The 13,733-nt window shown below is 67.9% G+C and carries 16 protein-coding genes; 11 read left to right on the top strand and 5 right to left on the bottom strand.

Annotated elements, in window-relative coordinates; all coding sequences use genetic code 11:
- Positions 1-24: 24 nt before the first annotated feature.
- Together NWF22_RS03610 and NWF22_RS03605 are read right to left on the bottom strand one after the other, a co-directional pair.
- Positions 25-909, bottom strand: a complete 885-nt coding sequence (locus NWF22_RS03610) for a universal stress protein (protein WP_160900592.1) — start codon at positions 907-909, stop codon at positions 25-27.
- A complete protein-coding gene (locus tag NWF22_RS03605) occupies positions 906-2,363 on the bottom strand; it encodes an amino acid permease (protein ID WP_160900593.1) in 1,458 nt (485 codons plus the stop codon). The genes NWF22_RS03610 and NWF22_RS03605 overlap by 4 nt, the downstream gene beginning before the upstream one ends.
- A 162-nt stretch (positions 2,364-2,525) precedes the next feature.
- On the opposite strand from NWF22_RS03605, the gene NWF22_RS03600 reads away from it, so the two are divergent.
- From NWF22_RS03600 to NWF22_RS03575, 6 genes are all read left to right on the top strand, one after another.
- Positions 2,526-3,143, top strand: a complete 618-nt coding sequence (locus NWF22_RS03600; RefSeq protein WP_160900594.1) for an Rv1363c family protein — start codon at positions 2,526-2,528, stop codon at positions 3,141-3,143.
- Positions 3,144-3,175: 32 nt separating this feature from the next.
- Positions 3,176-3,700: a hypothetical protein gene (locus tag NWF22_RS03595; RefSeq protein ID WP_160900595.1), complete on the top strand. Its 525-nt coding sequence runs from the start codon at positions 3,176-3,178 to the stop codon at positions 3,698-3,700.
- Positions 3,697-4,356 carry a hypothetical protein gene (locus NWF22_RS03590; protein WP_202398164.1) on the top strand — a complete coding sequence of 220 codons (660 nt, stop codon included), beginning with the start codon at positions 3,697-3,699 and terminating at the stop codon, positions 4,354-4,356. Before NWF22_RS03595 ends, NWF22_RS03590 begins: the two co-directional genes overlap by 4 nt.
- A complete protein-coding gene (locus tag NWF22_RS03585) occupies positions 4,353-4,922 on the top strand; it encodes a hypothetical protein (RefSeq protein ID WP_160900596.1) in 570 nt (189 codons plus the stop codon). The genes NWF22_RS03590 and NWF22_RS03585 overlap by 4 nt, the downstream gene beginning before the upstream one ends.
- A gap of 103 nt (positions 4,923-5,025) precedes the next feature.
- Entirely contained in the window at positions 5,026-6,240 is a 1,215-nt protein-coding gene (locus NWF22_RS03580) for an NAD(P)/FAD-dependent oxidoreductase (protein WP_160900597.1), read from the top strand.
- A gap of 29 nt (positions 6,241-6,269) precedes the next feature.
- Entirely contained in the window at positions 6,270-6,983 is a 714-nt protein-coding gene (locus NWF22_RS03575) for a DNA alkylation repair protein (RefSeq protein ID WP_160901386.1), read from the top strand.
- Between the two features lie 142 nt (positions 6,984-7,125).
- Here NWF22_RS03575 and NWF22_RS03570 read toward each other — a convergent pair whose 3' ends face one another.
- From NWF22_RS03570 to mftR, 3 genes are all read right to left on the bottom strand, one after another.
- The gene (locus NWF22_RS03570) at positions 7,126-7,494 is read right to left on the bottom strand and encodes a DoxX family protein (RefSeq protein WP_160900598.1); all 369 of its coding nucleotides are present in this window, start codon (positions 7,492-7,494) and stop codon (positions 7,126-7,128) included.
- A 50-nt stretch (positions 7,495-7,544) separates the two neighbouring features.
- Entirely contained in the window at positions 7,545-8,600 is a 1,056-nt protein-coding gene (locus NWF22_RS03565; RefSeq protein ID WP_160900599.1) for a ferredoxin--NADP reductase, read from the bottom strand.
- Positions 8,601-8,754: 154 nt separating this feature from the next.
- The gene (gene mftR, locus NWF22_RS03560) at positions 8,755-9,390 is read right to left on the bottom strand and encodes a mycofactocin system transcriptional regulator MftR (RefSeq protein WP_160900600.1); all 636 of its coding nucleotides are present in this window, start codon (positions 9,388-9,390) and stop codon (positions 8,755-8,757) included.
- Positions 9,391-9,500: 110 nt separating this feature from the next.
- Between mftR and mftA the strand changes: the two genes are divergently transcribed.
- The 5 genes from mftA to NWF22_RS03535 all read left to right on the top strand — a co-directional run bounded on the left by mftA (position 9,501) and on the right by NWF22_RS03535 (position 13,518).
- Entirely contained in the window at positions 9,501-9,596 is a 96-nt protein-coding gene (gene mftA / locus NWF22_RS03555) for a mycofactocin precursor MftA (RefSeq protein ID WP_160900601.1), read from the top strand.
- Complete coding sequence (gene mftB / locus NWF22_RS03550; protein ID WP_160900602.1) at positions 9,596-9,988, top strand: mycofactocin biosynthesis chaperone MftB; 393 nt, start codon at positions 9,596-9,598, stop codon at positions 9,986-9,988. The genes mftA and mftB overlap by 1 nt, the downstream gene beginning before the upstream one ends.
- Before the next feature lie 67 nt (positions 9,989-10,055).
- Positions 10,056-11,342: a mycofactocin radical SAM maturase gene (mftC, locus tag NWF22_RS03545; RefSeq protein WP_160900603.1), complete on the top strand. Its 1,287-nt coding sequence runs from the start codon at positions 10,056-10,058 to the stop codon at positions 11,340-11,342.
- A 24-nt stretch (positions 11,343-11,366) separates the two neighbouring features.
- Entirely contained in the window at positions 11,367-12,566 is a 1,200-nt protein-coding gene (mftD, locus tag NWF22_RS03540; protein WP_160900604.1) for a pre-mycofactocin synthase MftD, read from the top strand.
- A 139-nt stretch (positions 12,567-12,705) separates the two neighbouring features.
- Positions 12,706-13,518 carry a mycofactocin-coupled SDR family oxidoreductase gene (locus NWF22_RS03535; protein ID WP_160900605.1) on the top strand — a complete coding sequence of 271 codons (813 nt, stop codon included), beginning with the start codon at positions 12,706-12,708 and terminating at the stop codon, positions 13,516-13,518.
- The last annotated feature ends 215 nt before the right edge of the window (positions 13,519-13,733 follow it).

Raw genomic sequence — 13,733 nt, 5'->3', positions numbered from 1 at the left:
GCGGCGCGCTCGATCCGACCGGTGTCAGCGCGGCAGTACGAGCACCGGTACCGGCGAGTGGCGGATGAGTTTGCTGGCGCGCGATCCGAGGAACACCTGCGCGAGCACGCTGTCGCGGGCGCTGCCCAGGAACAGCACCTCGCCGTCGATCCACTCGATCGAGTCGAATGCCTCCCGATAGCCGCGTCCGGCGGCGACCACACAGTCGGTCCCGGCGGCGATCACGCCATCATCGAGCAGCATTCGGTGGGAGTCAGCGGACTGCGCCTTCCATTGGGAGAGCACATCGTCCTCGGTACCCAGGCCGACCAGCGGTGGGTACATCGCACCACCACGCACCGCAAACGACACCACCCGCAGTGGCGCATCCATGCGGTCGCAGAGACCCCGCGCGCGGGCGATGACCGACCGCGACTCGGGTCCCGATCCGCTGACGGCCGCGGTGACCCGGGTGAGCCGGCCGTCCTTGGGTGAGCGATAGCCGCGCGGACTGATGCCCACCGGCACCGGCGAGCGATGCATGAGGATGTTGGCGGTGGAGCCCAGCACGATCTGGCCCAGCTGCCCGTCGCCGGTCGAGCTGATCGCGAGTGCATCGGCGTCGATGGCGCGGGCGTGTTCGATGAGCGCCGAGGCCACCGTCCGATGATCGAGACGGATGAACCGCCAGCTCAGCTCGGGCGGATAGATCGTCATGTACTCGGCGACCTCCGCCTCCGCTTTGGCCGCGACTTCGTCGGTCCACGACGCGAACTCGGCATCCACCTTCGCCATCGACGGCGTGGTCCACGGCTTGGGGACGACCGTCGCCACCACGAGATCGGTGTGCAAGGACTCCGCGGCCATCGCGCCGAGTTGCAGCCCGCCCAGCCCGCCCTCGCCCTGGACGTAGCCCACCAGGATCGTCACGTGAGCGCTCCGTCGGAGTCGGGTGTTGTCGAGTTCAGCTTGCTGTGGCGTCGTCCCCACAGGAAGTAGAACAGCAGCGCCGCGGCGACCCACGCCCCGAAGAACAGGAAGGTGACGGGAGCGAGGCCGCTCAGAATCCACACACAGGCGGCCACCGACAGCACCGGCGTCACCGGGTAACCGGGCACACGGAACGGCCGGGGCAGATCAGGCATGGTGCGACGCAGGATGATCACGCCGATCGAGACCACGATGAACGCCGCCAGCGTGCCGACCGACACCAGATCCCACAGCTTGTCGATCGGCACGAAACCGCCGAGCAGGGCGATGGCCGCACACACCACCACCGTGTTGTTCACCGGTACCGACGTCGTCGAACTGACCTTGGCGAAGGCGGACGGCAGCAGGCCATCCCTTCCCATCGCGAACAGGATGCGCGTCTGGCCGTAGATCACCACCAACGTCACCGAGAAGATGGAGATGACCGCACCCGCCGCGATGATGGTGCCGACCCAGGTGGAACCGGTGACCGAGTTGGCCAGCACCGACAGGCTGGCGCTGTCGTCGGGATCGAAGTCCGTCCACACCTGTGCGCCGATCGACGCCAAGGCGGTGAGCAGGTAGATGCCGGTGACCACGACGAGGGCGCCGATGATGGCGCGCGGCATGGCCTTCTGCGGGTTACGCACCTCGTCGCCGGCCGTGGACACCGCGTCCAGGCCGATGAAGGTGAAGAAGATGACCGCGGCTGCCGCCGTCACCCCGGCCATCCCCTCGGGCATGAACGGCGAGAAGTGGCTGGAGGTGAACGCGGTGAGACAGACCGCCGCGAACAGCAGCAGCACGCCGAGTTTGATCAACACCATCACCGTGTTGACCATCGCGGACTCGCTGGCACCGCGGATGAGCAGCAGCCCGCACAGGACGACGAGGATCACCGACGGCAGGTTCACGATCCCGGGATCGTCGACGCCCCAGGGTGCCGCGTTGAGGGCGTCGGGGATGTGCCAGCCGAACAGATTGTCCAGCAGCTCGTTGAGATACTGACCCCAGCCGATCGAGGTGGCCGCCGCCGACACCCCGTACTCGAGCATCAGGCAGGCGCCGATGCCGACCGCCACCACCTCGCCCAGGGTCGCGTATGCGTAGGAATAGCTCGACCCGGACACCGGGACCGCCGACGCCATCTCGGCGTAGCAGATCGCGGCGAGACCGGCCGCCAGACCGGCGACCACGAACGCGATCAGCACGGCCGGGCCGGCCTTGCTGATGGCCTCCGGGACGACGATGAAGATGCCGGTGCCGACCGTCGCGCCGACGCCGAAGAGGGTCAGCTGAAACGTGCCGATACTGCGTTTGAGGTGCGGATCGTCCGCAGCCTCGCCGGGTGCCCCGGCGCCGCGCACAGGTTTGCGGCGGAACATCGTGGCGGTGATCGATTGTGCTCGCGTCATCGGCGCCTCCTCGCAGGTGGTAACGATTCTGCGCCGGTTTCGCCCGAATCGCAGGCCGATCGGCCGACCGGGGCGCCTGACGGGGCCGTGCCGTCGCTGGTGGTGTGTCTAGGGTGGAGTTCGTCGACACCGGTGATCGGGGTCGGCGGAAAGGGGCGTTCGATGGCCCGGCACGCGGCGATCGAGGCGGAGCGGGCTGCGCGCGGTGAGTTGCGACGAGCCGTCGAGGCGCTCGGCGATGCCGAGGTCGCCGCGGGGCTGCGACGTCGGTCCCGCGCACCCCGGAGGATGGCGATGACGGCCGCCGTTGCGGTTGTCGCAGCGACGGTTTCGACGGTGCTGTGGGTGCGCGCCGCCGACGCCTACACCGACGCCGACTACCGACGCGCTGCCGTCGACCGCGTGACGATGCTGCTGAGCCCCGATCATCGACGCCCCGAGCAGGTGCGCCGGATCATCGACGGGGCGACCGGCGAGTTCCGGGACCAGTTCGCGCAATCCGCGGACGCCTACTCCCGGTTCGTCGCCTCGCAGGGCACGGTGGCGCGTGGAATCGTCGACGGCTCAGGTGTGGCTCGGCGTTCGGGTGATCGGGCTGTTGTCCTCGTCGCGTCGACGGTGGCCTTCGCGGTGGGCGACGACCCCGATGCCGTCGGCGACCCCGATGCCGTCGGCGACCCCGATGCCGTCGGCGACACGGTGCGTCGGTTCCGGTTGCGGGTACTCGTCGAACCGGCCGACGGTGAACTCAAACTCGCGGCGGTGCAGTACCTCCCATGACGACCCCACCCGAGAAGAGTGCTCACGCAACGATGTCTGCCCCTGCCGCCCGTGGTCTGCGCGCTGCTCGCGGGGTCATCCCGGTGCGGCGCGCCGTCGCGATCGGCGGGGTGATCGCCGTCGTCGCGACCGCACTGTTGGTCGCGGTGGGTGTGCAGTGGCGGCAGTCGGTGACCGACTCGGCCACCGACCGGGCGCGCACCGAGTTGCGTCGGTCCGCCGGCGAGATCGTCGCCCAGGTGTTCTCGGTGACTGCGGCCTCGTGGCAGGCGGACCGGGATCGTGCGCGCGGTCTCGTCGGCGGTGAGTTCGCGCGGCGCTATGCCACCGAATTGACCCGGCCGCCGGCCGACGGCGCCGTGCGGGTCACCTGGCGCCCCGACGTCGTCGGCGTGGTCGCCGCCGAACCGGACCGCGGTACCACCCTGATCCGGGCGTCCGTGGAAACCGTCGCGACCCCCGATGCCCCGCCGATCACCGAGAAACGTTCGGTGCAGGCCCGGTTCGACCGGGATGGGGACATCTGGCAGCTGACCGGGATGGAGGTGCTGTCATGACGTCGTCGGACTCTCGCGGCGCCGACGCCCCGGATCATGCCCTCGACGCGCCAGAGCATGCCCTCGACGATGCCCGCCGGCGCGTCGAATGGGCGACCCGCACGGCCCGGCGTGCTCGGATCGACGCGTCGGATGCGTTGCGTGCCCGTGCCCGACGCCGGTCGGCGTGGTTCCGCGTCGGCGCTGCGATCGCGGGTGTGGTGATCATCGTCGTGGCCGGGGTGCTCGTCGGGGTGATCATGCACAACCACGCCTCGGCCGAGCGGTCGGCGGCCGCCGATGCGGCGCTGGCGGCAGCAGACTCCTCGGTCGCGGCCTTGCTGACCGCAGATCCCGCCGATGCCGTCGGCTACGTCGATCGCGCCGTCGCCGTGACGACCGGTGACCAACGCGATCGGATCGAGGCGGCCCGCGACGCCCTGATGGCCGAAGTGACCGCCCAGCCGGAACCCAGCACCGGGCGCGTGCTGTCGGCGGGACTGATCACCGACCCCGACTCGGATGCCGAGGGTGCCGAGGCTGCGGCACTTGTCGTGGCCGAGGCCTCCGATCCGCAACTGATCGGCGCCCAGAGCGATGACACCCGTCTCACCATTGAGGTGACGATGATCCGAGCCGGCCAGGACTGGCTGATCAGCCGGGCGGTGCTGACATGACCGCCGGCGCAGCTCCCGGTCCGGCGCGGCGGCCTGGCGCGCACCTGGGCAGACGTGGCCGTCGCCGCGTCATCGTGGCCGCGGTGATCGCGCTCGTCGCCGTCCTGGTGACGATCGTGGGTCTGATCGGTGCCGCTCGGTCGCGCCCGGTGCCCGACGACAGGCAACGCACCGCGGTACTCACGGCGACCGATGCGGCCGTGACCGCACTGTTGTCCTACACGCCGGGCGAGGGCGAGCGCGACCGCCGAGAGGTCCTCGCGCAGCTCACCGCACCGCTCGACGAGGCGTACCGCGTGCAGGGCGTCGACGTGGTGTTACCTGGCGCGATCGAGGCCGGAGCCACGCTGTCGGCGCAGGTGGTGGGTGCCGGGGTCGAGGAGTTCAGCACAGAACGCGCGCGGGTGCTGGTGTTCGTCGACCAGACGGTGGCGATCCCCGCAGCAGCCGATACCGGTCACCGGAACGACGACCGTACCCCTACCGCTCGATGGGCCACTATGCGTAATGTCGAGGGGAATTGGCGTCTCGCCGACCTCGCAACGGTCGGCGACGTCACCCGGTGAGGAAGTGCATTCGGCGCACTTCCTCCACGGCCCACGCAGGCCGGCACCCGCGCTGCCGCATGTCGCGACACCGCGGACAACGACGTGTCAGGAGGAATTCGGGATGAGCGCATCATCGGCAGGTGTGGTGGTGGTCGGTGCGGGGCTCGGAGGTATCCGCGTGGCGGAGAGCCTGCGCAGCAACGAGTACACCGGGCCCATCACGCTGATCGGCGAGGAAGCCCACCCGCCGTATGACCGTCCGCCGTTGTCGAAGTCGGTGCTGCTCGGCAAGGACGACCGGGTCGATCTCAAGCCCGCCGACTACTTCGGTGAGGCAGCCGTGCAGCTTCGCGTCGGTGAACGTGTATGTGCGATCTCGCCGGAGTCGCGCACGGTGACCGTCGCACGCACCGACGACTCCAGCCGGCGCGAGGACATCGCATACGACGCGCTCGTACTGGCCACGGGGCTGCGCCCACGGTCGCTGCCGGGTACCGACGGGGTCGCGGGGGTGCATGTGCTGCGCACCATCGACGATGCTCTCGCACTGCGCGCCGAGATCGAGAACGCCTCGCGCGCAGTGATCGTCGGCGCCGGATTCATCGGCTGCGAGGTCGCGGCCAGCCTCAACCAGCGCGGCCTGACGGTGACGCTGGTCGAGCCCGCGCCGACGCCCCTGGCCGCCGCCCTGGGTACCGGCGTGGGGGAGTTGATCACTCGGCTGCATCAGGCCAACGGGGTCGATGTCCGCGCCGGGGTCGGCGTCGACGAGGTGCTCTCGGCCGACGGCAAGGTCACCGGTGTGCGGCTCGCCGACGGCGACGAGGTGGCCGCCGACATCGTGGTGGTGGGTATCGGGTCGATCCCGGTGACCGACTACCTCGACGGTTCCGGGATCGAACTCGCGCCGCGCGAGTCCGGCGGCGGGATCGCCTGCGACGAAGACGGCCGCGCCTGCGTGCCGGATGTCTACGCACTCGGTGACGTGGCGAACTGGCGCACCGAGACCGGTGGCACGCGCCGCGTGGAGCACTGGACGCACACCGTCGAGCAGGCCACCGTTGTGGCCCACCGCATCGCGCAGACCGACGCCATGATTCCGGCTGCGCCACCGTACTTCTGGAGCGACCAGTACAACCTGAAGATCCAGGTGCTGGGTCGACCCGAGGCCGGCGACGAACTCCATCTGGTCGACGACGACGGCACGAAGTTCCTGGCCTATTACAGCCGTGACGGCATCCTCACCGGCGTCGTCGGCGCGGGCAAGGTGGGCGCGGTGATGAAGACGCGGCCGAAACTGCTGACGCGGACGCCGATCGCGGACGTGCTCGGCTGAGGTACCCGGTGCCCGGGCCGCACCCCGACATGGTCGATGCCGTCGAATGCGCGATCGGTGACCTCGCCGACCCCCAGCGGGCGGTGTCCTCGGCGCGCTTCTTCAAGACCGGGCCGGGCGAGTACGGCGAAGGTGACCGGTTCGTCGGCGTGACCGTGCCGCAGCTACGCATGGTGGCCAAGAGGTTTCGTGGGGTCGGGACCGACGTCGTGTGGGGTCTGCTGGCCTCGGAGATCCACGAACATCGCCTGACCGCCCTGTTTCTGCTGCGCGGCGAGTATGAACATGCCGCCGACGACGCCGCGCGTCAGGGCTGGGTGAATCTCTATCTGGAGGCGTTGTCGGCCGGGCGCGTGAACAACTGGGATCTGGTCGATGCCTCCGCCGATCCGGTGCTCGGCGCCTGGCTCGTCAGATCCGACGAGTTCGGTCTGCTCGTGGACCTCGCCGAACACGATGAACTGTGGACGCGGCGGGCCGGTATCGTCGGCACCTTCGCCTTCCTGAAATGCGGTGTCGCGGATGCGACGCTCGCGGTGGTGCCGGTGGTCATCGACGATCGCCGGGATCTGATCCAGAAGGCGACCGGCTGGATGTTGCGGGAGCTGGGAAAGCGCGTCGACCGTGACCAGTTGACCGGCTACCTCGAGGCGCACGCCGCCGAGATGGGGCGCACCGCTTTGAGTTACGCGATCGAACACCTCACGCCCGAGGAGCGTGTGCACTACCGCTCGCTGCGGTAGGGGTGTCGCGGTGGTCTGGTCTCGATACGCCTCGTCGCAGGCTCCTCGGCTACTCGACCAGCAGAGTGGGTGTTGCCCTTTTCCGCTGGTCGAGTAGCGACGAACGGAGTGAGGAGCGTATCGAGACCACTCGCGCCCGTACCTACCGCGAACCGCGAAACACCTTGACCGCGGCCCAGATCATCGGGAACTGGAACGGCAGTCGGCCGATGGCGACCGCGCGCATCGCGAGCGGCTTGTCCTTCCACAGCCGCACCATGTTGAGGTTGGCCGGATACACCGCCACGAACAGTGCGGCCGCCAGCGCGGCACTGAGCCGTCGGGTGCGCGGCACCAGCAGACCGGCGCCGATCGCCACCTCGGCCACCCCGGAGGCATAGGTCAGCGTCCTCGGATCGGCAGGGATCTCCTCGGGGATGATCTCGTCGAAGGGTTTGGGTGCCACGAAATGCAGTGTGCCGATGGACAACAGCATTCCGGCGAGGAGGCGGGCCAATCGGTCGGGACTCATGCGTTCACCCTTCGTCGTCTGTGTGGGCTCGTCGTCTGGGGGGGCGCTGGTCAGAATTCGATCTTGAGGGCATCCGATGTCGGGTGTGCCTGGCAGCCCAGGATGTAGCCGTCGGCGATGTCCTCCGGGTCGAGCGCGCCGGTGTTGTCCATCTCGACCGTACCCTCGATGAGGGTGCAGGCACACGATCCGCACTCGCCCTCCTGGCACGAGTACGGGGCGTCGAGTCCGGCGGCCAGCATGATGTCGACCAGCGAGCGCTTCCGCGGCCACCGGAGGTTGTGTGTCTGACCGTCCAACTCGACGTCGACGGTGGCCGCCTCGGCATCCTCGGCCTCGCTGACCTCCTCGAGCTCGACATCGGCGAACGGGTCACCGGACAGCGAGTTGTACACCTCGGTGTGCACGTTGTGGTGCGGGAAGCCTGCGCCCGCAAGGGCTTTGTGTACCGCATCCATGAACGGTCCGGGCCCGCACAGGTAGGCGGCGTGGTCGGCGTAGGCGCGGAACATCGTCGCCAGCGACCGGTCGTCGGGCAGACCCTGCAGGGATTCGAGCCAATGGATCAGGGTCAGCCGCTCGGCGTGGGCGCGCTGCAGGTCACGCAGTTCGTCGGCGAAGATGACGTCGTCGACGCCGCGGTTGGCATAGAAGAACGTGATCGGGGCGGACCCGGCGTGCAGCGCTGCCTTCAGGATCGACATCACCGGCGTCACGCCGCTGCCGGCGGCGATCAGCAACAGCGGGGTGTCGAGGTCCTTCGGGGTGAACACCCCCGACGGCGGTAACGCCTCGATGCGGGTGCCGACGGCCAGGTTGTCGCACACCCAATTGGAGCCGTAGCCGTCGACGGTCCGCTTGACCGTCACCTTGGGCAGTCGGTCGGTGCGCGGCGACGACGCGAGGGAGTAGCAGCGGGCCACGGACCCGGTGCGGTCGCTGGGTATGCGCAGCGTCAGGAACTGGCCCGGTTTGTACTCGGTGAAGTGTTCGTGGTCCGCGTCGGGCACGTCGAACACGATCGAGCGCGCATCGGCGGTTTCGTCGATGACATCCGCGACCGTGAGGATCACGCTGCGCGAGCCATGCGGTGTCAGCTCGGTCATCTCCCACCTCTCCACCGACGGATGGACCACTCGGTGCGTCGTTCGCTGTGCAGTGCCGAAGACACCGTACTCATTCACTGTGCCACGCATCATCGCCGCTGTTCAGGCGAAAATAAGAACACGTTCTAGTTCAGTCTAGCGTAGGGTTCGCCGATCACGACAGTGCGCCGACGCCCCCCGCAAGCGTACGGCTGCCGGTGACGATCAAGTTCTCCAGATCGGCTCCGGGCTCGGCCAGCCACTGCTCGTAGGCCGCCAGCGCGATTCCCAGGCACATCCAGGCGATCGTCTGGGGCACGTGGTCGGTGTCGCGCAGGCCCAGGCGGTGTGCGCAGAACTCGGCGATGACCTGACGCCATTCGGCATACATCAGCATCGAATGTGCCTGTAGGGCGGGCACGCCGAGCAACAGCGACATCCGACGGCGATGGCCCGGCAACTCGCTGGGCGGTACGTGGTTGAACGAGATGAGTGCTCGGCGCAGTGCGTCGGCGATCGGTTCGGTCGGTGGGATCTCGGCCAGCAACGTCCGCATCTCGGTCAGATGGGCGTCGAAGTCGCCCCAGGCGATCGCGTTCTTGGACGGGTAGTAGCGGAACAGGGTGCGTCGCCCGATGCCGACCGCCTCGGCGACGTCATCGACGCTGGTCTCCTCGAAACCGCGTGCGGTGAACAGGTCGATCGCGATCGCACTGATCTGGGCCCGAGACGTGACCGGCCGCCGACCGGGCTGGTTGGCGGGCGTCAACGACGACGACGACGGCGACGGCGCCGCGTCCGATGGGGTCATCTTCACCTGTCCATGTGATCAGTTTCTCGCCAACAGTGGTTTTCTGCACCGAGTGCCATTATAGTATCCGGTGATCCACATCACGATAGGGAAAACAAGGAGGTTGGATCATGGCCGATCAGTCCGTCACGTCGGATCACGACGAGCTCGTGGGTGAATCGTTGGTCGAAGAGGTGTCGATCGACGGGATGTGCGGGGTCTACTGATGTCGGTGACGACATCGAGTTCGGTGTCCGGCGGTCGCGTCGACGCGACCGCCGGGCCCGGCGGACCCCAGTCCGACATGCCCACCCAGTCCGACATGCCCGGCCCCGCGCGCACCGCCCGGTTCGACGTCGGCGCCGCGTGGCAACTCAACCCGAAGGTGGCGCTGCGGCCCGAACCGTTCGGTGCGTTGCTGTATCACTTCGGCACCCGCAAGCTGTCGTTCCTGAAGAACCTCACCGTCGTCGGGATCGTGCAGTCGCTCGCCGATCATCCCAGCGCCGATGCCGCGCTCGACGCCGCCGGGATCGAGGCCGCTGAGCGGCCGCTGTACCTACAGGCGCTGCGCGCGCTCGCCGACTCGGGGATGATCGCGCGTCGTCCGGACGCCTGACCCGTAGCCGGCCGCACATGCCTGACCCCGCACACGCCAGACTCGCCACGCCCCCAGGAGTCCAACGATGACCACACTCGAAATGCCGCCCACCGCAACCGCGTCGGCCGTCACCGCGCCCCCGGCGAGCAGTCCGCCGAAGGTGGGCCGACTCGTCGATCAGTTCGAGAAGGGACTCGATGCGCCGATCTGCCTGACGTGGGAGCTCACCTACGCCTGCAACCTCGCCTGCGTGCACTGCTTGTCCTCGTCGGGCAAGCGTGATCCGCGGGAACTGTCCACCGAACAGTGCAAGGCCATCATCGACGAACTGCAGCGAATGCAGGTCTTCTACGTGAACATCGGCGGCGGTGAGCCGACGGTGCGGCCCGACTTCTGGGAACTCGTCGACTACGCGACCAGTCACCAGGTGGGGGTGAAGTTCTCCACCAACGGACTACGCATCGACAAACAGGTCGCGGCCCGGTTGGCGGCGTCGGACTACGTCGACGTGCAGATCTCGCTCGACGGTGCCACCGCCGAGGTCAACGACGCCGTGCGTGGGCCGGGATCGTTCGACATGGCCGTCCGGGCGCTGGAAAACCTGCATGAGGCCGGCTTCGCCGACGCCAAGATCAGCGTGGTGATGACCCGGGAGAACGTCGCACAGCTCGACGAGTTCAAGGCACTTGCCGACCGTTACAACGCCACCCTGCGCATCACCCGACTGCGTCCCTCCGGTCGCGGAGCCGATGTCTGGGACGACCTGCACCCGCTACCCGAGCAGCAGCGCGAGCTCTACAATTGGCTTGTCGCACATGGTGACAACGTGCTCACCGGCGATTCGTTCTTCCATCTGTCCGCCTTCGGCGGCGGTGACGGCGGGGGAGCGCTGCCGGGTCTGAACCTGTGTGGCGCCGGCCGCGTGGTGTGCCTGATCGATCCGGTCGGTGACGTCTATGCCTGCCCGTTCGCCATTCACGAGAACTTCCTGGCCGGCAACATCACCACCGATGGTGGCTTCCGCGAGATCTGGCAGAATTCGGATCTGTTCACCGAACTGCGCGAGCCGCAGAACGCCGGTGCCTGCACCAAGTGCGCACATTTCGACGCCTGCCGCGGTGGCTGCATGGCCGCCAAGTTCTTCACCGGACTGCCCCTGGCCGGGCCCGATCCCGAATGTGTGCAGGGCTACGGAGAAGAACTCCTGGCCGGTGACCGCACCAAACCGACCGCCAACAAGGATCATTCGCGCGGCACGCCGCTGACGCTGATGACCCGCCGACCGGACGGTGATCTGCTGCCCGTCGGCGCCCCACCGTCCAAGAGTTGTGACGAGAACCCGCTGGCCGGCTTCACGCCCGACAGTCTGTAGCTCGAGAAGAAGATAGGTAAGAACATGCCGAAGAATCCCTGGGCCCGCAATCCCTGGTTCGAAACCGTGCACGAGGCGCAGCGACGCGCCAAGAAGCGGCTGCCCAAGTCGGTGTACTCCTCGCTGGTCGCCGGCACCCAGGCGGGCATCACTCTCAACGACAACACCCAGGCGTTCAACGAACTCGGGTTCGCGCCGCATGTGGTCGGCGCCCAGCCGGACCGGGAACTGGCGACCACCGTGATGGGCCAGGAAATCTCGTTCCCGGTGATGATCAGCCCGACCGGCGTGCAGGCCGTCGATCCCGACGGCGAGGTGGCCGTCGCACGCGCCGCGGCGGCACGGGGCACCGCGATGGGACTGTCCAGCTTCGCATCTCACCCGGTCGAAGAGGTCGCTGCGGCCAACGACAAGATCTTCTTCCAGATCTACTGGCTCGGCTCGCGGGAGGAGATCCTGGCTCGCGCGCAACGCGCCAAGGAGGCCGGCGCCAAGGGCCTGATCGTGACCACCGACTGGGTGTTCAACATCGGACGCGACTGGGGCAGCCCGGAGATCCCGGAGAAGGTGGATTTCCAGGCGTTGCTGAAACTCGCGCCGGAGATCGCGACCAAGCCGCGCTATGCGCTGGACTGGGTCAAGGGCGGCAAGATCAACATCCCGGATCTGACCGCGCCGAACCTCACCCCGCCCGGGGAACCCGGACCGACGTTCTTCGGTGCCTACGGGCAGTGGATGGGCACCCCGCCGCCCACGTGGGAGGACCTCAAGTGGCTTCGTGAGCAGTGGGACGGACCGTTCATGGTCAAGGGCATCACCCGGCTCGACGACGCCAAGCGGGCCGTTGACATCGGCGCCTCGGCCATCTCCGTGTCCAACCACGGCGGCAACAACCTCGATGGCACACCCGCGACCATCCGCGTTCTCGGACCGATCGCCGACACCGTCGGCAACGACATCGAGGTGCTTCTCGACGGGGGTATTCGTCGCGGTAGCGACGTCACCAAGGCACTGGCGCTCGGCGCCCGCGCGGTGATGATCGGGCGCGCGTACCTGTGGGGGCTGGCCGCCAACGGCCAGACGGGTGTGGAAAATGTGCTCGACCTGTTGCGCATGGGTCTTGACTCGAGCCTGATGGGGCTGGGCCGCAAGAGCATTCACGAACTGTCCCGTGACGACCTGGTCATCCCGGACGGCTTCGAGCGGTCCTTCGGCCACGCCTGAGGCGAGAAACACTCGCGACGGTAGGGGTCGATCGTGCCCGCGACTCGGCGATCGCCCACCACAAGTAGAACGTGTTACAGTTTTTCTGACAGCGTTCACCTGTGGTGGGTGACACGACGAGAGAACGAGGGCTCAGCGGATGGGGCAGTTCGACGGCAAGGTCGTCTACATCACCGGGATCGCGCGTGGTCAGGGCCGGAACCACGCGCTGCGCTTCGCGCGCGAGGGTGCCGCGATCATCGGGATGGACATCGCCGGTCCGGTCGCCGACCACACCACCTATCCGGCGGCCACGGCCGACGATCTCGCCGACACCATCCGTCTGGTCGAGGAAGCGGGCGGAAAAATTCTTGCGCGCCAAGGTGATACCCGCGACCTGGCGTTCCAGGAAGAACTTGTCGCCGACGGGGTCGAGCAATTCGGCCGCCTCGACATCGTGGTCGCCAATGCCGGGCTGCTCACCTGGGGTGCGGTGTGGGAACTGACCGAGGAACAATTCACCGACGTCGTCGACGTCAACCTGGTGGGAACCTGGAAGACCCTGAAGGCGGCGATCCCGGCCATGTTGGCGGCGGGTAACGGCGGCTCGATCGTGGTCATCAGCTCGTCGGCCGGACTGAAGGCCATGCCGCTGCAGGCCTCCTACTCGGCCTCCAAATTCGGCCTGCGCGGGCTCACCCAATCGGCGGCCAAAGAGCTGGGGCACCACCGCATCCGCGTCAACAGTGTGCACCCCTACGCGGTCGACACCCCGATGGGCGTCGCCGACACCGAGGCGCACCGGATCTTCGGCATCCCCTGGGTCGCGCCGCATCTCAGCTCGATGATGAACCACTACCCGGTGGCGTCACTGGACGAGATCTCCGATGCCGTGCTGTTCCTGTGCTCAGATGGGGCCAAGGCCATCACCGGTTCGGAGTTCTCCATCGACATGGGTGCGACGAAGGTCTGAGGGCGGGTCGGGTTCGCGCCGACAGAACCCGGTTTCGCGCCGACGGAACCCGGTTTCGCGCCGACGGAACCCGGTTTCGCGCCGACGGAACCCGGTTTCGCGCCGACAGAACCCCAGAATTCGCCGAGAGCATCCGCAGACTGCACGGATGGTCTCGGTCGGTGCGCGGGGCGGATGCTCTCGGCGAATTCTGGGGTTCTGTCGGCTACCGTGCT

Source organism: Gordonia mangrovi, from assembly GCF_024734075.1.
Classification (GTDB): domain Bacteria; phylum Actinomycetota; class Actinomycetes; order Mycobacteriales; family Mycobacteriaceae; genus Gordonia; species Gordonia mangrovi.
The sequence above is the reverse complement of the archived record's forward strand: the minus strand, read 5'-3'. Positions and strand labels throughout refer to the sequence as shown.